We start from the raw sequence: 22,281 nt of genomic DNA, 5'->3' as shown, positions 1-22,281 counted from the left end.
GATCAGGCGCGGTCCAATCAGGCGCGGCCAGCTCAGTCGGGGGCGTCCGTCGGGGCCTCGTATCCGGCCGGCAGCTCGGGGACGGTGCTCGTGCCAGTGTGGAACGCGGTGACCGCCAGAAGCGTCGGGTTCGGCGTTTCCTCGGGGTGGCCCGCCTCGTCGGTGACGTCGGGGACGAGCTCGATCGTCAGCCGGTCGGTGGTGACCGGTTCGAACACGTGCACCCTCGAGACGCCGACGGAACCGGCTCCGACGAGCGTGCGGCCGTCCGCTGTCCGGACCTCGTGGCGGTCGACGAGCTGTCCGGCTGCGAGGTCCTCGTGTAGCCGGAGGTGATCGATGGTGACCTGCTCCGCGAACGTGACGGTGACCGTCGACCCGTCGGTGGTCAGCGTTCCCGGGATCGGCTGTGCGAAGCGTCGGTCGCGCTCCGCGGCCCAGGCGGTCACGCGTTCCACATCGGCGTCGGGGAGGAGCCCGCGAGTGTCTGGTGGGAGATTGAGGAGCAGGTTCGCTCCGAGTCCGACGGACCGGTAGAAGATCGCGAGCAGATGCTCGACCGACTTCGGCTCGTCGTCCGGGTGCCAGAACCAGCCGCGACGGATCGAGACGTCGCACTCGGGCGGCAGGTAGAGGGCCTCCTCGAACCGGCTGGTGACGACCGTGTAGTTGCTGAAGTCGGTGTGGTCGACGACGTACCGCACCGGGTCTTCGGCGAGACCGTTCTCGTTACCCACCCAGCGGATCGTCGGGGCGCCTATGTTGAACACCATCGCCTGCGGCTGGAGTCGTTCGATGATGGCGGTGATGCCGGGCCAGTCGTAGGTGTACCCCTCGGACCCGGCGCCGTCGAACCACAGCTCGACGAGCTCGCCGTAGTTCGTGCACAGTTCGGTGAGCTGCCGGGCGTACACCTCGGCGTAGCGCGCCTCGTCGGCGTACTCGGGAGCGTGGCGATCCCACGGCGAGAGGTACAGCCCCAGTCCGAGGCCCGCCTCGCGACAGGCCGCTGCAAGCTCGGCCACGATGTCGCCGTGGCCGTCCCGCCACGGAGAGGATGCGACGCTGTAGTCGGTCGTCGAGGTGGGCCAGAGGCAGAACCCGTCGTGATGCTTCGCGGTGAGGATGACGTATCGGGCGCCGATCGAGGCCGCCACGCGCACCCACTGCCGTACATCGAGGTCGCTCGGATCGAAGCTCGAGGCGGGCAGGGTGCCGTCGCTCCACTCCTTGCCGGCGAAGGTGTTGACGCCGAAGTGGAAGAACACGCCGAAGCCGTCCTGTTGCCAGCGCAACTGGCCCTCGGTCGGGACGGGACGGTGCTGGCGGTGGTGCGACTGTTGACTCACTTGACTCCTCCTGCTGCGACGCCTCGGTGGAACCATCGTTGCAGCACGATGAACACCACGAGGACCGGGACGACGGCGATGATGGATCCGGCCATCACGACCCTGGGGTCGAACCCGAACGACGACGCCGAGAGTCGTGCGAGTCCGAGCGAGACGGTGAACGACGACTCGCTCCGCAGGACGAGGAGCGGCCAGAGGAAGTCGTCCCAGGCGGTGATGAAGGAGTTGACGACGACGACGAGCATCGCGCCGATGGACGACGGCAGGAAGAGGGCGGTGAACCGCTGCCACTCCGAGGCTCCGTCGAGGAAGGCGGCGTCCTCGATCTCGTCGGGCACCGCCGTGAACGCGGCCCGCATGATGAGGACGTTCATCGCGGAGACAGCACCGGGGAGCCATGCGCCGACGAGGGTGTCGAGCAGGCCGAGCTCCTGGGTCAGGAGGAAGAGCGACACCATGATCGACTCGAAGGGCACGACCATCGACACGATCAGCACGGTGAAGGTGACCCGCCGCCCGCGCCAGCCGCGTCGGGAGAGCATGTAGCCGGCTGCGGTCGGCAGCACCACCTGGGAGGCGATGGTGAGCGCGCAGACGATCGCGCTGTTTGTCAGGTAGGCGTCCATGGGGATCTGCCGGAAGATCGTGACGTAGGCGTCGAGCGTCGGCGACTGGGGGAACAGGGTGGTGTCGCGCCCGAAGAGTGCTTCGCCTGAGCCCTTGAGCGACGACAGGAACTGCCACAGCAGCGGGCCGACGGAGATGAGCAGCACGAGGAGCAGGAGCGCGTACCGCACCGGTGTCGTCCTCGACCAGCGCCGACGCCGACGCCGCAGGAGTGGTCGCGCGGGTGGCTGCCCGATGTGCGCGATCATGCGTCCCGCTCCCCGCCGAAGCGCTGAGCCAGCACGGCGAACACGGCGGTGAGCGTGAAGAGCGCCACGCTCACGGCCGCGCCGTAGCCCGCGTTGCCGGTGAGCGGGTCGAGCGCTGCGTCGCGGATGAAGAACGGGAGTGTCCGCGCTTCGCCTCCCGGGCCACCGGTGGCGCCGCCGAGCAGGTAGACCTCGCTGAACACGCGGAGCGACCCGATGCCGGCGAGGAGCCCGACGAGGAGCATCGTGAGGCGGGTGCCCGGCACCGAGATGGTGAGGAACCGTCGTGTCGGGCCGGCGCCGTCGAGTTCCGCCGCCTCGTACAGCTCACGGGGGATGTTGGAGAGCGCCGCCAGGTAGAAGATCAGATACCACCCGAGCCCACGCCACACCGTGAGGGCGATGGCGCTGAGCAGGATGAGCGACCCCTCGGAGAGGAACGGCACCGCCTGCTGGATGAGACCGACCCGTTGGAGCACCGTGTTCACGGGCCCCTGTTCACCGAGGAGGTTCTGCCAGACCAGCCCGACCGCGACGACGGACGCCACGATCGGAGCCGCGTAGGCGGAGCGGAAGAACCCCATCCCGGGGAGCCGGGTGTGGACGAGCTGCGCGAGCAGCAACGGGAGGACGACCAGCAACGGGACGGCGATGACCGCGTACAGCACGCTGTTGCCGGTCGCGGACCAGAACGCGGGATCCTGCAGGATCGAGCGGTAGTTGTCGAGGCCGACGAAGGCTCCACCCATGCCGAGCGGGGAGGTGTCGGTGAACGACAGCGCGATGGTCCCGACGAAGGGCCCGACGCTCCAGATGGTGATCATGAGCAGCGCGGGTGCGCACCACAGCAGCGGCACCCAGGGCGGTCGGTAGCGCGCCGCCCCGTTGAGGTGGATCGCGGTCGTCATCGAGCATCGGCTCCGATGACCCGGTTGGCCGCGTCCTGGGCGGCCTGGAGCGCCTCACGCGGCGCCTTCTTCCCGGTGAGCGCCAGCTGGAGCTCGGCGTTGACCGCGTTCGCGACCGCGTCGCTCCACTGCACGATGGTGACGATCTCCGCTTCGTCGGCGAGCTCGACGGCGAGACGGTTCGCCTCGTCGATGGGTGCGGTGCCGGTGATGTCCGTGAGCTTCGGGATGCCAAGCGACTCGGTGGTGCTCGGAAAGTTCTGGATGCGCGGGTCGCTGATGAAGCGGTTCTGCTGCTCGGCGGCGAGGAGGAACCGCGCGAACGCGATGGCGGTGGCCGGGTTGGTGCTCGTGCTCGGGACACCGATGGTCTGCACCTCGGCGATCGCCGTGCCGCGGCGGTCGAGGAGGGACGAGACGCCCACGTGCTCGTACACGCCCGGGTTGCCCTCCTGCACGTACCGGAGCGACGAGGCGTTCGGTGAGCCCCAGACGGTCGCGCCCTGGGTGAACAGGGCGGTGGGCTCGTCGTCGGACGCGATCGAGTCCTTCGGGATGCCGCCGGCCAGCGCGAGTCGCGTCATGCGCTCGGTCCACTCCTGCACGGCCGGATCGTCGGCGAAGACGAACGCCGAACCGTCGTCGGCGATGACCTCGGCCTCCTGCAGCTGCCACTCGAGCGGGAGTCGCAGACCGAGACTCGCGGAGAAGGCACTGAACTCGCCGTTCGACCGTTCGGCGACCTGATCGGCCGCGTCGAAGAGTTCCTCGAAGGTGGTCGGCGGCTGCTCCGGGTCGAGCCCGGCGCGCTGCATGAGCTCGGTGTTGTACGTCTGGAGGCCGATGAGGCCCCAGTACCAGGGGAGTACGTAGTGGTGGTCGTCACCGGGGAGGACCAGGCTGTCCCACAGGCTCGGGATGAAGTCGGCGCCGATGCCCGGTGACGCGGCGTCGAGGTCGGCGAGGAAGCCCTGTTCGCGGAGCCCGCCGGCAGTGGCGAGCGGCATGTTCACGACGTCCGCCAGCGAGCACGCCTGCGCGTCCGCGACGAGCCGAGTGGCGAAGCTGCCGTCGCCAGGGTCGTCCTCCCAGATGACGGTCGTGCCGGGGTAGGCGGCCTCGAAGTCCTCGATGAGCTCGGTGAAGTACTCGGAGAACGAGGCCTTCAGCGCGGTGGTCTGGAAGGTGATCTCGCCGGACGGCGTCGCGTCGACCGGCGTGCCAGCGGCGAATTCGTCGGCGATCGTGCAGCGACCGACACGCTCGCCCCCGGCGTCGCCCGTGCACGCGGAGAGCGCGACCAGCGTGGCGGCTGCAGCGGCGATCGACAGGGTTCGTTGGTGCTTCATGGGGGCTCTCCTCGTCCGCGGACGGGTTCGTCAGCCGTCCTTGCATATCGAGGATAGGCATGAGATATGTGATATGCAAGCCCTGTGTACAAAAGCCTCATGAGGGCTGCTTGTGGAGTGCACTCAGCCGTCCAGTCGACGGAACCGCACGGTCGTGGCCGGATATCGGTGGCCCATGGCCGGGAATCCCTCGGCAGGGTTCGCGGCACCCGTCAGAATGAGGGCATGACCGAACAACGCGCCGTCCTCGATGCCACCGTCAGCTTCCTGAACGGCGGCGGTCTCGCCGTCGAGGACTTCCGCCTCGACCTGCCGCCCGCCATCGCGCAGGCGAAGGGGAAGGCGCAGCAGCAGGAGGTCGGTCGGCTGCTCGTCACGCACCTCGGTCTCGCGATGGTCGGCGAGATCCGCATCACCAAGCTGGAGATCGTGCGCGAGCAGCACAAGGGCTCCCGCGGGATCCTGGCGGCGGCTGCGGCGGCCGGGCTCGAGGTCCCGGACAGCGCAGCGCATGCGAACGCCGTGCGCCCCCGTCCGGAGGGCGCGCTCGTCGAACTCAGCCACCCGATCCGTGCCGGCCTCCGCACCTACCCGGGGTTGCCGGAGCCCGTGATCCGTCCGTTCCTCACCCGAGAGGACTCTCGCCCGAAGTACGCCGAGGGCACCGAGTTCGCGATGGACATCATCGAGATGGTCGGCAACACCGGCACCTACCTCGACAGCCCGTACCACCGCTACGCCGGCGGCGACGACCTCGCGAGCCTGACGCTCGAGCAGCTCGTCGACCTCCCGGCCGAGGTGTTCCACCTCCAGGACTCAACGGAACGCGGCATCGGTGCGAACGTCTTCCTCGACCGCGAGCTGCGCGGGACCGCCGTCCTCCTGCACACCGGGTGGGACCGCCACTTCGCGACCGAGGCCTACACGAAGGACGCTCCCTACCTCGCCGAGGACGGGGTGCGGTACCTCGTCGAGCAGGGCGTGGTGCTGGTCGGCATCGACTCCATCAACATCGACGACACCGAGCCGGGATCCGGTGGCGCGCGCCCCGCCCACTCGCTGCTCCTCGAAGCCGGGATCCAGGTGGTCGAGCACCTCACCGGGCTCGAGCAGCTCCCCGCGAGCGGCGCCGCCTTCACCGCGACGCCACCGCTCGTCGAGGACTTCGCGACCTTCCCCGTCCGCGCCTTCGCGCGACTGCCCTAGGCGCGGTCCGAAGACCGTCCTCGCGGTGCCGTCGGCGCGCTGAGGACGGTCCCGATCACTCCTCGATCTCGGCCCGGAGCAGTGCCGCATCGGTGTGCTGCTCCAATCGCTCGTACGCGTCCGCGAGCTCGGCCGTGACCGTCGTCCAGTCGGGCGAGCCTGCAGGGAGGCGTCCGCGAGCCGAACGGAACAGGTCGACGGCACCGGCGTGGTCGTCGACGGCGACCCGGGACCTCGCCGCGAACACCTCGGCCACCGCCGCCCCGTTCTCGTCACCGGCGGCCACGAACCCCGCGGCGGCGAGCCGAGCCGTCGCCGTCGCTTCGTCGGCGCGTCCGAGCGCTCCGAGCGAGCGGGCCTCCGAATCGGTGATGTCGGCCACGAGCCACGCCGCCTCGTGCGCCGAGGCGATGTCACGAGCCTCCGAGTAGAGCGGCAGCCCGGTGTCGTCGCTGAAGGCCGCCCGTGCGCTCGCCGCGCGCTGGAGCGCCTGGATGAGGAGCTGCGGGTCGCCCAGGCGCCGAGCGGCGGCGAGTGCCTGGTCGATGACCTCGATCGCGTCGTCGTCCTCGAACTGGATGAGGAGCGTGCTCAACCCGAAGCCGGTGCGGATGACCACTTGGTCGTTCCCGACGGACGCGGCGTCGTCGATCGCGGCGCGCCACACGCCGTACGCCATGCCGTGTTCACCGATCATGCGCGCGGCCTCACCCATGTTGGCGAGCAGGTCCGCGAGCTCACCCGGCGCGGCGTGCTCACGCTTCGCTTGGTAGACCTCGTCGTAGTGCTCGAGCGCCGTGGCGGCATCGCCCGCGAACTGGAGGTACCGCGCGAGTTGGAGCGTCAGCGAGTCGAGGTCGGCGTACTCCGCCCGCTTCGCGTGGGTGATCGCGAGCTGCATGCGAGCCGCGGCCTCGCGATCGCGGTCGGCGTCGCTCAGGAGGGCCGCGGAGAGGGTGCACGCCTGGATGATGCCGAGCCGGTTGCCGAGGAGGGTCTGGAGCGCGACGAGCTCGTCGGCGAGCGCGACCCCCTCGACGAAGGCCCCTGCCCCGCCGAGCATCCGGGTGCGGAGCGTCAAGGCCGGGAGGCGGACCGACGCCCGCTGCCCGGGCTCGAGGAGCGGGTCGAGGAGCTCTGCCGCCTCCTCGATCCGGCCGGTCACGGCGAAGAGGTGCGCGTGCAGGAGGCGGGCCGGTGGGCCTGCCTCGCCCGGGTCGTCGACCGCGGCGGCGAGCACGGCCTCACCCGCGAGCCGGTCGGCGATCCCCATGAACCGTTCCGCGGACTCCTGCTCGGTCTGCGCTCCCGCCAGCTCGAACGCATGGCGTGCGGTGACGACGAGCGTGTGGATGAGCCGGTCCGCGTCGACGGGGACGAGACGCGCGTCGTCGAGCTCGGCGAGCAGAAGGGTGAGCCGGTCCTCGGTCGCCGTGCCAAGGAGGGCCACGCCGAAGCGGGCCTCGACGTCGGCGACCGCGATGCGTCCGGCCGCGCGGAGCGCCGCACCGCGGTCGGCCCAGGCCGTCGCAGCGCGGTCGTCGTCACCCTCGATGACCGCTGCCTGCGCGATCGCGCCCAGGAGCCCGGCGCGGAGGTTCTCGTCGGGATCCGCGTCGTCCGCGAGGAGCGCGAGGCCCTGCTCGGCGGCGACGATCGCACCGCGTGGGTCGGCGCTCTGCAGGAGTGCGGAGGTCCGTTCACGCCACTCGGCGGCCGTGGTCGCCGGTTCCGGTTCGGCGACCGGGGCTGCGAACCCCTCGACCGACAGCGGGACGTCCCAGTGTTCGGTCGCGAGTGCCCGCGCGGCCTCGAGTCGCTCGGTACGGAAGCCGTTGCCGTTGCGTTCGTCGAAGGCACGGGTCAGGTGCTCGGCGGCCGCCCAGGCGCGCGCCGCGACCGCGGTGACGGTCCAGTCGGCGGCGTCGGTCGACTCGGTGCCGAGGTACCGGGCGAGGTCCGGGGCGTCGGCACCGCGGACGGGCAGATCACCGTGACCGGCTCGGGCGACGGCATCCAGCAGGACGCCGACTGCGATGAGCCCGTCGGCGTGCCCGGACAGGTTGATGGGATCGTTGACGAGGGTCGGCAGGTGGCGTTCGAGCATCGCCAGGCCGCGCGCCTCGTTGCCCGTGACGGCGCAGAACACGAGGTGGTCGGCGATGATGCCGAATCCGTCGGCGTTGGAACGGGCGACCCGGTAGCTGCGCTGGTGCGCCGCCTTGGCGTCGTCGAACCGGCCGGCGCGGAGGTAGGGGAGGAGCGCCTGTGCCTCGCTCGTCTCCGGTTCCTCGCCACAGCTCATGCGGTTCTCGAACATCTCGTCGTAGATCCGGATCGCGTCGTCGTCGTGCCCGCGGAGCTGGTAGAACCAGGCGTCCTCATTGCGCACGCACGCTTCGCAGTGGCTGTACCGGTCGTCCTCGATGGTCGAGCGGCGTTCCAGGAACGCGGCGGCCTCGTCGAGGCGACCGGTCACCGTCGCGATGTGGAACTGCGACTGCACCACGCCGCTCATCGTGGCGCCCGCTGCCGCGTACCGCGCGCGCATGTCCTCGTGCATGGCCTCGATCTGCGCGAGCGAGAAGGTCGGGTTCGTCGACAGCCGGCCGGCCATCCACTTGTACTGGAACAGCAGGTCGCAGCCGTCGACCGTGATCGGGAAGCGCTCCGGGTCTGCGTCGTGCTTGCCGACGCACCAGCCGAAGGAGCTGAACATGGCGTCGGTGTCGCCCGTCATGTGCGCCGACTGGGTCAACCGCATGCGGGTCGCGTACGCGGCCTCCTCGTCGCCGGCGGCCTCGGCTCGCCGGAGCGCCTCGTCGAGCAGGGCTCGCTCGGCGGGACCACACGGCAGGGTGTCGGCCTCCTCGAGGAGGTCCTGGACGCTCGCGTCGGGATCGATGTCGTTCACGGGGGTGGCGGTGGTGTCGGTCATCGGAGTTCCTTGTCGTCGAGACCGACACTGAGGCCGATCAGGTCGGTCATGGCTGCGTCGAGCATGCGGCGGTCGCGTGCTTCGAGGGGGCGGTGCCCGGCGAGGAGCGCCTGTACGTAGAGCAGTTGGATGCTGCGCTCGAACACGAGGTCGTCGTCGAGGGTCGCCAAGTGGCGGACGAGCGCCGCGTTCCAGTTGAGGCAGAGCCGGGCGGCGGTGTCGGCCTCAGCACCTCCCGGGCCGGCGTCGGCGAGGAAGGAGTCGACGGCCCCGACGACCTGCGACCAGATACCCGGCGCGACCGAGGCGGCCCGGTGCCGCTCGAGCCGTCGGAGCACGGACGGGTCGGCGACGTACAGCGCGGCGAGGTCGTCCGGCCGGTACCGGCGGACCGAGACCCGGCACTCCACCTCGGCGAGCACACGACTGGCGCGGTCCTCGAGTGCCGTCGTCGCGGCGAGGTCGTCCAGGTGGGGCGGCTCGAGGTTGTCGAGCTCGTCGGCCACCGTCACCCGCTCGACCCGAACGCCGTCGATCAGGTGGGGCAGCCGCTCCAGGATCTCCTGGTCGTACACGTACCCGCCGTTGACGATCGGTGACGCCGGATCGACGACCGCGGCGATCTGACGGAACTCGTCGCGGGATGCCGTGTACCGGATGACGCCCGTCTGCGACAGATGTTCGTCGATGGTCGTCGTGCCGGCGGAGGTCTCGATCGGGAGCCACCGGACCACGGCGCTCGCGAGGTCGTCGTCGTGCGCGGCGATCGCCTTGATGCCGAGCTGGTGGACGCCGATGAACTCCTGGAGTCGGTGCGGCCGTTGACGGGCGAGGTCGAGGATCCACCGTCGCAGGGTTGCTCCGATGGCCTCGCGGGTGAACTCCAACGCGTCGTCCTGCACGAGCTGCTCGCGCGAAGCCGTCGGGCGGAGCCCCGTCGTGTCGACGATGCAGCGGACGAAGAACGCCCACTCGGGCAGCAGGTCGTCGATCTGTTCGCTCAGCAGCATGCCGCCGAGGTAGACGCGGCTCGCCTGCCGGGCGCCCGGCGGAGGCGGTGAGGGGAGGACGAAGGCGGTGCCCCGGGTGCCGGTGCCGGGCACCACGATCTCGACGGCGTCGAACGGGCGCGTCCCGAGGAGGTCCTCCCCGAACGCCAGGAGCGCCTCGCGGGTCGTCGCCTCAGCCGTCCGGAACACCGGGTCGACGTTGATGCGCACCGGGTGGTCGGGGGCGGAGGGATCGACCACCTCGACGTCGAGGTCGAGGAAGCGTCCGAACGTCGTGGCGAGGCCGAGCACCGAACCGTGCCCGAGCAGACTGCCGTCGTGCATCGGACCGTCGATGCGTGGATCGAGGACGACCTCGGAGCCGATCGGCATGGCGGCGGTCGCGGCGTCGCCGAGTTCTCGGATCGTGAACGTGCCGTCGGCGTCGCCGATCCACTCGATGGCCGGACCGCCACGAGCCGAGCGGCTGCGGACGGTGATGGTGTCGGCCACCATGAAGCAGCTCAGCAGACCGATGCCGAACCGGCCGAGGTAGTCGCCGCGCCGGAGTTCGTCGAGGTCGCCGCGCTTGGAGCTGCGGCCGACCGTCGCCAGGAGTTCTGCGGCCTCGTCGCGGGTGAGCCCGACACCGTCGTCGCGGAATCGGAACGGCGAGCCCGCCTCCGAGCCGGACGGCGGCACGTGCGGGGTGATGAGGAGTCTGCCGGGAGGCGCCGTCGGGTCGTCGGCGCGACGGGCTGCGACGGCGTCGCGTCCGTTCTGCAGGAGCTCGCGGAGGTAGACGCGCGGTCCCGAGTAGATGTGGCGGCTCAGCAGGTCGACGACTCCGCGGAGGTCGACCTGGAACGGCAGCGGGGCTCGGGAGTGGTCTGGCATGGCTCTCTTCCGTCGGCGGCTGCGGGGCCTGCATCGGGCGTCTGTGCGGGGTGGATCGGGCTTCGGGCAGACGGACCGCGACCGGTTCGTCTGCAGCCGGATCAGCCTAGCGAACGTCGTGAAACGGATGCTGGGCGGTCACCTGGGAGTCGGTGAGACGACCCTGCTCCCCAGGGCCTGTGGAGCGAGGGCGACGCCGATCGGTCGTCCTGGGGTGTCGCGAAAACGCGTCCCCGGCTGCTAGCCTTGACGCCACTTCTCGAATCGATTCGACATCGAGTATTACCACCCCCCCCGCACCTCGCTAGGAATCCGTTCACCAGTGCACACCGCAGGAATCACCGTCGTCCACCCCGGGGACTCGCTCTCGGGCAGGCAGCGCCTCGTCTACATCCTCGTGCTCGGCGCGCTCACCGCGCTCGGGCCGTTCACCATCGACCTCTATCTGCCGGCGTTCCCGATCCTCGAGCAGGACCTCGACGTCCCGGTCAGCCTCATCCAGCTCACCCTCACCGGGACCACGATCGGCTTCGCGGTGGGCCAGCTCTTCATGGGGCCCTGGAGCGACAAGGTCGGCAGGCGTCTCCCGCTCATCCTCGCGACGAGCATCCACATCGCGGCCTCGGTCGGCGCCGCGTTCGCGCCCGACATCGGATGGCTCATGGTGTTCCGCGTGCTGCAGGGCGCCGGTGCGGCGGCCGGTGGTGTGGTCGCGATGGCGATGGTCCGCGACCTCTTCGGCGGGAAGCCGCTCGTGCGGATGCTGTCGCGACTCGCACTCGTGAACGGGCTCGCGCCGATCGCCGCCCCCGTGATCGGGTCGCAGCTCCTCCTCGTCCTCGACTGGCGCGGACTCTTCGTGTTCCTGGCCGCCTACGGACTGTTCGTCGTCATCGCGGTGTCGCTCTGGATCGTCGAGACCCTGCCTCCGGCGCGGCGTCGCGACGCCGGACACAGCACCGTCCGCGACCGCTACCGCTCGGTGTTCAGCGACCGCGTGTTCGTCGGTGTCGCCCTCATCGGCGGCATGAGCTTCTCGGGCCTGTTCGCCTACCTCTCGAGCTCGTCGTTCCTCTTCCAGGAGGTCTACGACTTCGACGCGCAGGAGTACGGTCTCCTATTCGCGGTGAACTCGCTCGGCATCGTCGCCGGGGTGCAGATCTCGTCGCGCCTCATGCGCTGGTACGGGCCGCAGTGGATCCTCGCGTGCACGACCATCGTGCAGCTCATCTCGGCGGTCACGATCGTCGCGCTGACGATGGCGGACGTCGGGCTGTTCGGTGTGCTGGTGCCGCTGTTCTTCTTCATCCTGTCGTGCGGCTTCGGCTTCCCGGCGGTGCAGGTGCTCGCACTCGCGAACCACGGGCACGAGGCCGGGACGGCGGCGTCGCTCCTCGGGGCGCTCAACTTCGGTCTCGCGGGGCTCATCTCCCCGATCGTCGGTGTGCTCGGGATCGGTACCGCGATCCCCATGGGTGCCGTGATGGCCGCGACCTCGGTCGTGTCGGTGTGTGCGCTCTGGTTCATCGTGCAGCCGAAGAAGGTCCCGGCCCTCGCCGGCTGACCTGGCGGGTTGCGCCAGCGCGGTGCGCTGACGTGAGCGCGGGTCTGTGGCGTGAGCGCGGGTCTCCGGAGCGGCGCGCTCACGGCTGCGACCCGCGGTCGCGCCAGTTCGGGCTCGCTCACGTGGCCGCACCGCGCTGACGCCGGTCCCGGGCGGTTCGGGCCGGCGCACCGCGCTGACGCCGGCATCGGGGCCGGACCGGGCGGGTGGGTCCCGGTCAGGAGGAGGGGTCCACGCCGTCGACGTAGGTCCACGCGCCGGTGTCCTTCGAGAACCGACTCCGTTCGTGCTGGCTCCCCGCGGAGCCCCGCACGCCGGGAACCTTGTGGTGCGCGACGAACTCGACCATCCCCTCGGTGTCGAGCAGCCCACCGCGGGAGGTCGCGACGATGTCGAGCCGGTACCAGCGGAGCGAGCCGTCCAACTCGAGCGATGCCGGCCTGGTCGACGGATGCCACGTGCGCAACAGGTACTCCGGGTCGCCGACCGCGAAGGCCGAGAACCGCGACCGCATGAGCGCCTCCGCGGTCGCCGCCGACGACTCGCCTCGGTGCAGGCGCCCGCAGCAAGCGCCGTACGTCTCACCGGACAGGCAGGGGCACCGTGCGTCGTCGGCGAGGGCAGCGGTTCGGGCGTCGGTCGTCACTGCTCCAGTATCGCCCGCCAGGCTCGCGGGTCGTGCTCGCCGGACGTCGGTTGTCACTGCCCGTCGGCACTCGTCCGGTGGCGCATCGGCGCGGCGATCAACGTGTCATCCTCTTCGCGCAAGCCCACGCGTGAGACATACCCGACACGGCATGATGGGACGATGACGGCACCCGACGACCACGACGACCCAGCAGCTGCACCGGCTCCCGAGGTGCACGAGGCGGTCTCGCCCGCGCTCGACGAGTCGGGTTCGCTCGCGATGGATCCGGACCCGGCGTCGATCCGGCCCGATCCGAAGCTCGCCGCGAAGGTCTCCCGGCGGTGGCCGTTGATCAGCGGCGCGATCGCCGTGGTCCTCGTCCTCCTGCTCGGCGTGCTGCTCTTCCAGCGCGGTCCGAACGCCCCGTTCGGGTTCGACGAGGAGTGGATGCAGGAGGTCCTCGAGGAGCGTTCACCGTGGCTCGTCCAGGCTGCGCTCGTCATGAACTGGCTCGGCGGCGGGGTCGTCGCGATCTTCGTCGTGCCGCTGCTCGGGATCGCCGTCCTGCTGCTGGTGCGCCGTCCATGGGCCGCCCTGTACTTCGCGCTCGTCTCCGCGCTGAGTGCCGGAGCAGTGCAGATCATCAAGAACATCGTCGGTCGGTCACGGCCCGAGGACATCCTCGTCCACGCCGACTTCGGTTCGTTCCCCTCCGGGCACAGCGCGAACGCGGCGACTATCGCCGTCGCGTTCGGGATCATCTTCCCGCGGGTCTGGGTGTGGTTGATCGGTGTCGCCTACACGCTGCTGATGATGCTGTCGCGGACCTATCTCGGCGCCCACTGGGTGAGCGACACGATCGGCGGGCTGCTGCTCGGTGCCGGTGTCGCGCTCATCATCGCCGTGCCGTTGCTGCACCGGATGTCGACCGAGCCGAAGAAACGGGTCCCGCTCACCGACGGCTGATCGCGTGGACGCCCGTCCCTCGATGCCGGTCCTCCAACGCTCGTCGTTCGTGTTCCGTCCTGGCGCCAGCGCGGTGCGCTGACCCCAGACCGCCCGGACCGGCGTGAGCGCGGGTCCACCGCCTGGGCGCGCCCCTCCGGAGGCCCGCGCTCACGCCACAGACCCGCGCTCGCCTCAGCGCACCGCGCTGGCGGCCCCCCCCCGTGCCGGCGGAGCGGTAGTCTGCTGACAGCCGGGAGCCGGCCGGGGGAGGAGACGCGTGTCGATCACGATGCACGACGTCGCCGCACGCGCGGGCGTCTCGATCAAGACCGTCTCGAACGTCGTCAACGACTACCCGCACGTGAGCGACGCGACCCGCTCCAAGGTCGAGCGCGCGATCGCCGAGCTCGGCTACCGCCCCAACCTCTCGGCCCGGAGCCTCCGCTCAGGCCGGTCCGGCGTGATCAGCCTCATCATCCCCGACCTCCGCAACGCCTACTTCGCGGAGCTCGCCGACGCGGTCATGCGTCAGGCGCGTGCGCGCGGGCTCTCCGTGCTCATCGAGCAGGTCGCCGGCGGTCGCGACGTCGAGCTCGAGATCCTCCGTGGGCCGCGCATGCAGCTGGTCGACGGCATCCTCTACAGCCCGCTCAGCCTCGACCGCGACGACAGTGCACTCCTCCCGGAGGGCCCCATGGTGATCCTCGGTGAGCAACTGTTCGACGGCGACCGCGACCACGTGACGATGGCCAACGTCGACGGCGCCCGCGCGGCGACCGAACACCTGCTCGCGCAGGGCAGACGCCGCATCGTCGCGCTCGGCACCGACCCGCACGACACCCTCGGGCCGGCCGCCCTCCGTCTCCAGGGGTATCGGGAGGCGCTCGAAGCCGCCGGCATCCCGGCCGATCCCGCCTACGTCAGCACCGTCGTCAGCTGGCACCGCAGCGACGGGGCGAACGCGATGCGCGAGGTCATCGCCGCGGGCCTGCCGTTCGACGGCGTGGTCGCCTTCAACGATGCGATGGCCCTCGGTGCCATGCGCGTCCTCCAGGACGCCGGTCTCCGCATCCCCGACGACGTCGCGATCATCGGCTTCGACGACCTGGACGAGACGCGCTACGCCCTCCCGACCCTGTCCACCGTCGACATCGGCCGCGAGGAGATCGCCGAGCGCGCCGTCGAGCTCCTCATCGAGCGGATCGCCGCGCCCGGGCAGCCGGAGGCACCGCGTGCGATCGTCAGTGGCTTCCGCGTCGTCCCGAGGGAGTCCACCGGTTCCGTCACCGCTCACGAGCCCGGATCCAGGGCCGCTCCTTCAACGTTGTAGAGTGCGTACTGGGCGGCCGGGGATGCCGCCGCCGAGGAGGATCATGGCGACCACCCTGCACGACGTGGCGAAGCTCGCCGGGGTGTCCGCCAAGACCGTCTCGAACGTCGTCAACGACTACCCCCACATCAAGCAGGCGACGAAGGAGCGGGTGCTCGCCGCGATCGCCGAACTCGGCTACCGGCCCAACCTCTCCGCACGCGGGCTCCGCTCCGGTCGTTCCGGCGTCATCAGCCTGATCATCCCCGACCTCCGGAACTCCTACTTCGCCGAACTCGCCGACGCCGTCATGCACGCCGCCGACCAGCTCGGGCTGTCGGTGCTGATCGAGCTGAGCGGCGGCGACCGGGCACGCGAGGCCGAGCTCCTGCGCGGTGCGCGACTCCGTGCGGTCGACGGTGTCCTCTACAGCGCGCTCCACCTCGGCGACGAGGATCTCGCCGTCGTGGAGGAGGTCACCATCCCGATGGTGCTCCTCGGTGAGCGCATGTTCAACGCGCCGAACGACCACGTGACGATGCGCAACACCGAGGGAGCGCGTGCCGCGACGGAGCATCTGATCGGGCTCGGTCGGACACGGATCGTCGCGTTCGGAGCGCACCGCGCCGACATCGTCGGTTCGGCCAGTCTGCGTCTCGCCGGGTATCGAGCGGCGCTGGAGGCCGCCGGCATGGTGTTCGATCCGGCGCTCGTCCGGGAGGTCCCGGTCTGGGGTCGCTTCGACGGAGCGCTCGCGATGCGCGAGATGCTCGACGAGGGTGTCGCGTTCGACGGCATCGTCGCGTTCAACGACGCCCTGGCGCTCGGAGCCATGCGCGTCCTGAGCGAACGAGGCGTCGCCATGCCCGACGAGGTCGCGGTCATCGGCTTCGACGACATCGACGAGGGTCGGTACTCCCTGCCGTCGCTGTCGACGATCGCACCTGGGCGGGAGCAGATCGCCCGGACCGCCGTGTCGCTGCTCGTCGAGCGGATCGCCGGGGGTGTCGACGACGTGCCACCCCGTCGGGTCTACGCGGACTTCGAACTGGTACGACGTGAGTCGACCACGCCCTCGTCCGTCAGAGCTGAATCCCCATCTCCGAACGTGTCTTGACAGCTGTCGATCGGCACACGAGACTGTTTCTACAACGTTTACCTTCAACGTTGTAGAAGTCTGGACGACGACGTCCCCGGAGAGGATCACGCATGACCACCGCACGCATCGCCATCGACCCGAACGTCACGGTCGCCCCCGTCAACCGCCGGATCTTCGGCTCGTTCGTGGAGCACCTGGGCCGCTGCGTCTACGACGGCATCTACGAGCCCGACCACCCCACCGCCGACGCCGACGGCTTCCGCGGCGATGTGGTGGACCTTGTCACGGAACTCGGCACGAGCACCATCCGCTACCCCGGCGGCAACTTCGTCTCCGGCTACCGCTGGGAGGACGGCGTCGGGCCGCGCGAGCACCGTCCCGTGCGCCGCGACCTGGCCTGGCACTCGCTCGAGACCAACCAGGTCGGCGTCGACGAGTTCGCCAAGTGGTGCAAGCTCACCGGCAGCGAGATGATGATGGCCGTCAACCTCGGTACGCGCGGGGTGCTCGAAGCGCTCGACCTCCTCGAGTACACGAACCACCCGAGCGGAACGGCGCTGTCCGACCAGCGGATCGCGAACGGCGCACCCGAGCCTTACGGCATCAGCATGTGGTGTCTCGGCAACGAGATGGACGGGCCGTGGCAGGTCGGCGCGATGTCTGCCGACGACTACGGCAAGCTGGCCGCGCGGACCGCGTCGGCGATGAAGATGGTCGACCCGAAGCTCGAACTCGTCGTCTGCGGTTCGTCGAGCTCGTCGATGCCGACCTTCGGCGACTGGGAGCGCACCGTCCTCGAGCACAGCTTCGACTCGGTGGACTACATCTCCTGCCACGCGTACTACCAGGAGCGCGACGGCGACCTCGGGTCGTTCCTCGCGTCGTCCCTCAACATGGAGTACTTCATCCGCACGGTCGTCGCGGCCGCCGATCACGTGCAGCACAAGCGTCACTCCGACAAGCAGATCCAGCTCTCGTTCGACGAGTGGAACGTCTGGTACCTCGACGAGTGGAACGCGATCGAGGGCACGATCGAGGAGTGGGCCTACGCGCCCCGACTCATCGAGGACGTCTACTCGGTCGCCGACGCGGTCGTGTTTGGCAACCTCCTGATGACGCTCCTCAAGCACAGCGACCGCGTCGGGTCGGCGAGCCTCGCGCAGCTCGTGAACGTCATCGCCCCGATCATGACCGAGCCGGGCGGCGGCGCCTGGCGGCAGACGACGTTCTTCCCGTTCTCGGTCACCAGCCGGCTCGCATCGGGTGTCGTGCTCTCGCCGCGCATCGAGGTCGGCAGTTACGCCACGAAGGTCCACGGCGACGCACCGCTCGTCGACTCGGTCGCGACCTACGACGCCGAGGCCGGGACCGCGGCCGTGTTCCTCGTGAACCGTCATCAGGACGAGGCCATCACGGTGACCGTCGACGTCTCGGCGCTCGGCGTCGGTTCGATCGTCGAGGCGAACGGCATCCACGACGAGGACGTCTACGCGAAGAACACGATCGACGACCGCGAGCGCGTCGGCCTCGTCGCGAACGAGAGCGCGTCGCTCGCCGACGGCACCCTGACGATCACGCTCCCGCCCGTGTCGTGGACGGCGGTCGCGCTCGGCGCCTGAGTCGGGAAGCGGGCTGCGGGCCCCGGTCTGCGAGTCAGTGGTTTCGACGTTCGCAACGCAGGACGATCACGGCGGGTCTGCCGCGCTCGAGGCGATCGCGGGGCGGCGCGCCGGACCCGTCCTGCGTTGTGGACGTGTCGACGTCGACGGCGGGTGGGGAATCCCTCCCGCCGCCGTCGTCGCGCGGCCCTACAATCGGCACATGACGGCACGGGGCTCCTACGCGAAGGGCGTCGCGCGTCGGGAGGAGATCCTGCGCGTCGCGCTCGCGGTGTTCGCGCGCGAGGGGTACCGCGGCACGTCGCTCCGCGAGGTCGCGCGTGAGGTCGGCGTCAGCCTGCCGGGGCTCATGCACTACTTCGAATCCAAGGAGCACCTGTTCGCGGCGATCCTGCGGGAGCGCGACGCCGTCGACTACGAGGAGTTCGCCGCGGCCGGGTCGCAGGACGCGATCGAGGGCCTGGTCGCGGTCATGCGCCACAACAGCGATGTCCCGGGTCTCGTCGAGCTGTACCTGACCATGGCGGCCGCCGCCGGTGATGCGGAGCACCCGGTGCGCGGGTTCTTCGTCGATCACGTCACAGCGGTGCGTCGGAGCATCGCCGACGTCGTCCGGGATCGCCAGGCCTCCGGGCGGGTCGCCGCGGGCCTCGACCCTGATCACGTGGCGCGTGTCATGGTCGCCCTCGCCGACGGTCTGCAGGTGCAGTGGACGCTCGACCCCTCCGTCGACATGGCCGGTGACCTCGAGCGCGCCTGGGTGCTCCTCGTCGGTGACGCCGGCGCGGTGCGCTGACCCGGGCGCGGGTCTGAGGGGCCCGGCGCGGTGCGGTGACGCGAGTGCTGCTGAATCGGCGTGGGCGCGCCCCGGCCGCGTGAGCGCGACCCTCCGGAGACCCGCGTTCACGCGACTGGGCCTCGCTCGCGTCAGCGCACCGCGCTGGCAGCAGTCCCACCGACGGGATTTTTGAAAACCTATTGACCACTCGGGTTTCGCGCCTATACTCAAAGCCGTGCAGTGATCGGTTTCCTGATCCTGCCAGGACAGCACCACCCGCGGGCCAGAGCCGGTCCGCAGCTCAGCGTTGAGAGGAACTCGGATGTCCAACCCACCCCGCCGCCCCAAGCCCACCGGTCAGCGTGCCTCGAGCGGCCCCTACGTCAGCCTCGTCACCGGCCCGTCGGGACCGACGGAACGGGCGTCGAAACGGGTCGTCACCACCATGGCGCTCGCCCAATTCGGTCTGTTCGTGGCCTTGCTCGCCCCGGTCACCGTCAGCCTCGCCCTCAAGACGCAGCAGCTCGTCCCGGGGGATCAGGCGGCGGTCGTCAACGGCAACGTCCTCTCCATCGCCGCCCTGTTCGCCCTCGTCGCGAACCCGGTGATCGGCCGACTCTCCGACCTCACGCTCTCTCGCTTCGGTCGCCGTCGCCCGTGGATGTTCCTCGGCGCCATCGGCTTCGTCGCCTCGCTCACCATCGTCGCCCTCGCACCGAACGTCCCGGTCCTCATCGCCGGGTGGTGCCTCGCCCAGCTGACCGGCAACGCCATCCTCGGCCCGCTCCTCGCGACGATCGCCGACCAGGTCCCGCCGGAGCAGCGGGGGAGCGTCTCCGCGAACGTCGGAGTCATGCAGAACGTCGGCATCCTCGCGGCGGCGTTCGTGGCCAGCTGGTTCGTCACCGACATGCTGCTGCTCTTCGTCGCTCCGGCCGTCTTCGCGCTCATCACCGTGTGGCTGTACTGCTTCGTCCTGCCCGACCGCGCGATCACCACCCGTCCGGACGTCGGCGGGTGGAAGGGCCTGCTCTTCACCTTCTGGGTGAACCCGCTCAAGCACCCCGACTTCGGCTGGGTCTGGCTCTCGCGGTTCCTCCTGACGCTCGCCTCGTTCCTCTTCGTCGCGTTCCGCCTGTTCTTCCTGCAGGAGGAGGTCGGGCTGTCGCAGCAGGGCGCGGTCGACACCCTGACCATGGGTGTGCTGATCTACACGATCGCGCTCGTCATCACCGCGAAGTTCGGCGGCTGGCTGTCGGACCGGATGCTCAACCGCAAGGTGTTCGTCATCGGGTCGACGGCGGTGTTCGCGGTCGGACTCATCCTGCTCGCCCACACCACGACGGTGCCCATGTTCTACGTCGTCGAGGCGATCATGGGAGCGGCGTACGGCGTGTACGTCGCGGTCGACACCGCCCTCGTCGTGGACGTCCTGCCGAACCCCGACGACGCAGCGAAGGACCTCGGCGTCCTCAACATCGCGAACGCCCTGCCGCAGTCGCTCGCCGGCGCGGTGGGCGCGTTCCTCCTCGGACTCGGCGCGGTCGGCAACAACTACACGGCCCTGTTCTGGGGCGCCGGTGTCATCGCCGTGCTCGGCGCGCTGACGATCCTGCCGGTCCGACACCGCATGACCCGGAACGCCGACGGGACCATCACCGGATCGATCGCGACCCGTGGGTGAACCAGGTCACAGCCTCCCGCACCCCGATCACCAGCTCCACTCCACCACCAGCGATGCCAACGACGGCGTCAGAACGGACGACAACACCATGACCGCACCAGCGCTCTCCGTGCAGCTCTACAGCATCAAGGAGCACCTCGACCAGGGCCTCGACGACGCACTCGCCCGGCTCGCCGGCATGGGCCTGCGCGAGGTCGAGGCGTTCGACTTCGTCTCCCGTGCGCCCGAACTCCGTGAGGCCTTCGACCGCCACGGTCTCGCCGCCCGCACCGGGCACGCGACCCTCCTCTCCGACGAGATCCGCTTCGGCGACCAGGTCATGCCGGTCGCCTCACAGGAGGACGTCTTCGCCGCCGCGACCACACTCGGCCTCGAGATCGTCATCGACTCCTTCGTGAGCCCCGACCGCTGGCTCGACGAAGCCGCCGTCGCCGACACGGCGTCCCGCCTGAACGCCGCAGCGGAGCGCGCCGCCGACCACGGCCTCCGCGTCGGCTACCACAACCATTCCCAGGAGTTCGTCGCATCGTTCGGCGGACGCAGCGCGTTCGAGGTCTTCGCCGATCAGCTGCGTGACGACGTCGCGCTCGAGGTCGACCTGTTCTGGGCGGCGACCGCCGGTCAGGACGTCCCCGCGCTGCTCGGCCGCCTCGGCGACCGCGTGCAGGCGCTCCACGTCAAGGACGGCCTGCTGCCCGCCGACCCGTTCGCACCGGGCGCCGCACCCTTCGTGCCGACGAGTCTCGACCAGCGACCGTTCGGGCAGGGCGAGGTCCCGCTGCGCGAGTCCATCGCAGCGGCCCCCTCGGCACGCTTCGCGATCATCGAGTTCGACCACTACGGTGCCGGCGACATCTTCGACGGCATCCAGGCGAGCGTCGACGCGCTCGTCGCCGAGCAGCTCGTCTCGACCGAAGCGGTGGTCCGCTGATGGCCGCGGCAGCGCACGGCACGGCGGCCGCGGCAGCGCAGGGCGCGACGGCGCGCGCACCGCAGGGCAGCGGCCCGGTCGGTGTCGGGTTCATCGGCACCGGCATGATCAGCGACACCTACCTCGAGCACCTCACCTCGTTCCCCGACGTCCGCGTCGTGATCCTCGGCGACCTCGACGTCGACCGCGCGAAGGCCCAGGCCGAGAAGTGGGGCGTCGGCGAGTGGGGGACCGCCGACGACGTCCTCGCGCACCCGGACGTCGAGCTCGTCGTGAACCTCACGATCCCCGCCGTCCACGCACAGGTCGCGTCGCAGGTGCTCGCCGCCGGGAAGCACGTGTGGACGGAGAAGCCGATCAGCGTCGACCGTGCGAGCGGGCTCGCGCTCCTCGAGCAGGCCGACGCCGCAGGACTCCTCGTCGGCATCGCGCCGGACACGGTGCTCGGCCCGGGCGTCCAGTCCGCGCGTCGCGCCATCACCCGCGGCGACATCGGTCGGCCGCTCACCGCCCAGACCGTCATGCAGTACGCCGGGCCGGACATCTTCCACCCGAACCCGGAGTTCCTGTTCGCGAAGGGTGGCGGGCCGCTCTTCGACATGGGGCCGTACTACCTGACGACGCTCGTGCAGGTGTTCGGTTCGGTCGCCTCGGTGTCGGCGGCCGGCTCCCGCGGGCGTGCGACGCGGACGATCCAGCAGGGCGACCGCGTCGGCACCGAGTTCGCCGTCGAGGTGCCGACGCACGTGAGCGCCATCGCCCGCTTCGTGGAAGGCGGCGTGAGCCAGAGCGTCTTCAGCTTCGAGTCGCCGCTCGCGAAGATGGGCGTCGTCGAGATCACCGGCACCGAGGGGACGCTCGTGATCCCCGACCCGAACATGTTCACGGGCGAGGTGCGGATCACCCGTGCGGCGCCCATCGAGCGGATGCAGCAGGACCCGGAGTGGGAGGTCGTGCCGACCGAGGGTGTCCTCGCCGGCCGCGGGACCGGGGTCCTCGACCTCGCCCGGGCGATCCGTTCCGGCGGCACGCCGCTCGCCTCGGGCGCCCTCGGCTACCACGTGCTCGACACGCTCGTCTCGATCGACGAGTCCGTGGTGTCCGGCCAGACCGTCGACGTGGCGAGCCGGGTCGCGCCGGTTCCGCTCGTCGCCGAGGACTGGGACCCGTTCGCCGCCACACTCTGAGCGCTGTGAGCCGATAGGTCACG

General features: G+C 70.3%; 17 protein-coding genes. 10 read left to right on the top strand and 7 right to left on the bottom strand.

The annotated features are described in order from the left end of the window. Window positions 1-32 precede the first annotated feature (32 nt). Genes BWO91_RS15420 through BWO91_RS15405 form a run of 4 tightly spaced genes read right to left on the bottom strand, consistent with a single transcriptional unit; the run spans window position 33 to window position 4,481 of the window. On the bottom strand, window positions 33-1,349 hold the full coding sequence (locus BWO91_RS15420) for an alpha-L-fucosidase (protein ID WP_240555540.1): 1,317 nt from the start codon (window positions 1,347-1,349) through the stop codon (window positions 33-35). Further along, the gene (locus BWO91_RS15415; protein ID WP_079003204.1) at window positions 1,346-2,224 is read right to left on the bottom strand and encodes a carbohydrate ABC transporter permease; all 879 of its coding nucleotides are present in this window, start codon (window positions 2,222-2,224) and stop codon (window positions 1,346-1,348) included. The genes BWO91_RS15420 and BWO91_RS15415 overlap by 4 nt, the downstream gene beginning before the upstream one ends. After that, entirely contained in the window at window positions 2,221-3,132 is a 912-nt protein-coding gene (locus tag BWO91_RS15410) for a carbohydrate ABC transporter permease (protein ID WP_079003203.1), read from the bottom strand. The genes BWO91_RS15415 and BWO91_RS15410 overlap by 4 nt, the downstream gene beginning before the upstream one ends. Next, window positions 3,129-4,481 carry an extracellular solute-binding protein gene (locus BWO91_RS15405; protein ID WP_079003202.1) on the bottom strand — a complete coding sequence of 451 codons (1,353 nt, stop codon included), beginning with the start codon at window positions 4,479-4,481 and terminating at the stop codon, window positions 3,129-3,131. The genes BWO91_RS15410 and BWO91_RS15405 overlap by 4 nt, the downstream gene beginning before the upstream one ends. Before the next feature lie 225 nt (window positions 4,482-4,706). Between BWO91_RS15405 and BWO91_RS15400 the strand changes: the two genes are divergently transcribed. Continuing rightward, the gene (locus tag BWO91_RS15400) at window positions 4,707-5,687 is read left to right on the top strand and encodes a cyclase family protein (RefSeq protein ID WP_079003201.1); all 981 of its coding nucleotides are present in this window, start codon (window positions 4,707-4,709) and stop codon (window positions 5,685-5,687) included. Window positions 5,688-5,742: 55 nt separating this feature from the next. Here BWO91_RS15400 and BWO91_RS15395 read toward each other — a convergent pair whose 3' ends face one another. Together BWO91_RS15395 and BWO91_RS15390 are read right to left on the bottom strand one after the other, a co-directional pair. After that, window positions 5,743-8,625 (bottom strand): hypothetical protein, encoded by a 2,883-nt coding sequence (locus tag BWO91_RS15395; protein ID WP_079003200.1) that lies wholly within the window; start codon window positions 8,623-8,625, stop codon window positions 5,743-5,745. Further along, a complete protein-coding gene (locus tag BWO91_RS15390) occupies window positions 8,622-10,511 on the bottom strand; it encodes an HSP90 family protein (RefSeq protein ID WP_079003199.1) in 1,890 nt (629 codons plus the stop codon). Before BWO91_RS15390 ends, BWO91_RS15395 begins: the two co-directional genes overlap by 4 nt. 322 nt (window positions 10,512-10,833) lie before the next feature. On the opposite strand from BWO91_RS15390, the gene BWO91_RS15385 reads away from it, so the two are divergent. After that, complete coding sequence (locus BWO91_RS15385) at window positions 10,834-12,075, top strand: multidrug effflux MFS transporter (RefSeq protein ID WP_231884319.1); 1,242 nt, start codon at window positions 10,834-10,836, stop codon at window positions 12,073-12,075. A 217-nt stretch (window positions 12,076-12,292) separates the two neighbouring features. Here BWO91_RS15385 and BWO91_RS15380 read toward each other — a convergent pair whose 3' ends face one another. Next, the gene (locus tag BWO91_RS15380) at window positions 12,293-12,721 is read right to left on the bottom strand and encodes a YchJ family protein (protein ID WP_079003197.1); all 429 of its coding nucleotides are present in this window, start codon (window positions 12,719-12,721) and stop codon (window positions 12,293-12,295) included. A gap of 162 nt (window positions 12,722-12,883) precedes the next feature. Here BWO91_RS15380 and BWO91_RS15375 point away from each other — a divergent pair, with 162 nt between their 5' ends. The 8 genes from BWO91_RS15375 to BWO91_RS15340 all read left to right on the top strand — a co-directional run bounded on the left by BWO91_RS15375 (window position 12,884) and on the right by BWO91_RS15340 (window position 22,258). Next, a complete protein-coding gene (locus tag BWO91_RS15375) occupies window positions 12,884-13,669 on the top strand; it encodes a phosphatase PAP2 family protein (protein WP_240555538.1) in 786 nt (261 codons plus the stop codon). Between the two features lie 259 nt (window positions 13,670-13,928). Next, a complete protein-coding gene (locus BWO91_RS15370; protein WP_064294982.1) occupies window positions 13,929-14,981 on the top strand; it encodes a LacI family DNA-binding transcriptional regulator in 1,053 nt (350 codons plus the stop codon). A gap of 43 nt (window positions 14,982-15,024) precedes the next feature. After that, on the top strand, window positions 15,025-16,077 hold the full coding sequence (locus BWO91_RS15365; RefSeq protein ID WP_079003196.1) for a LacI family DNA-binding transcriptional regulator: 1,053 nt from the start codon (window positions 15,025-15,027) through the stop codon (window positions 16,075-16,077). 92 nt (window positions 16,078-16,169) lie between these two features. Continuing rightward, complete coding sequence (locus BWO91_RS15360; RefSeq protein WP_079003195.1) at window positions 16,170-17,678, top strand: alpha-N-arabinofuranosidase; 1,509 nt, start codon at window positions 16,170-16,172, stop codon at window positions 17,676-17,678. A gap of 202 nt (window positions 17,679-17,880) precedes the next feature. Then, a complete protein-coding gene (locus BWO91_RS15355) occupies window positions 17,881-18,474 on the top strand; it encodes a TetR/AcrR family transcriptional regulator (protein WP_071258881.1) in 594 nt (197 codons plus the stop codon). A 304-nt stretch (window positions 18,475-18,778) separates the two neighbouring features. After that, window positions 18,779-20,140 carry an MFS transporter gene (locus BWO91_RS15350; RefSeq protein ID WP_079003194.1) on the top strand — a complete coding sequence of 454 codons (1,362 nt, stop codon included), beginning with the start codon at window positions 18,779-18,781 and terminating at the stop codon, window positions 20,138-20,140. 88 nt (window positions 20,141-20,228) lie between these two features. Further along, on the top strand, window positions 20,229-21,071 hold the full coding sequence (locus BWO91_RS15345) for a sugar phosphate isomerase/epimerase family protein (protein WP_079004010.1): 843 nt from the start codon (window positions 20,229-20,231) through the stop codon (window positions 21,069-21,071). Beyond that, window positions 21,071-22,258 carry a Gfo/Idh/MocA family protein gene (locus BWO91_RS15340; RefSeq protein ID WP_079003193.1) on the top strand — a complete coding sequence of 396 codons (1,188 nt, stop codon included), beginning with the start codon at window positions 21,071-21,073 and terminating at the stop codon, window positions 22,256-22,258. The genes BWO91_RS15345 and BWO91_RS15340 overlap by 1 nt, the downstream gene beginning before the upstream one ends. The last annotated feature ends 23 nt before the right edge of the window (window positions 22,259-22,281 follow it).

It is taken from the genome of Plantibacter flavus, assembly GCF_002024505.1.
GTDB classification, from domain to species: domain Bacteria; phylum Actinomycetota; class Actinomycetes; order Actinomycetales; family Microbacteriaceae; genus Plantibacter; species Plantibacter flavus_A.
Note: the sequence above shows the minus strand (reverse complement) of the source record. Positions and strands in the feature narration are given on the sequence as shown.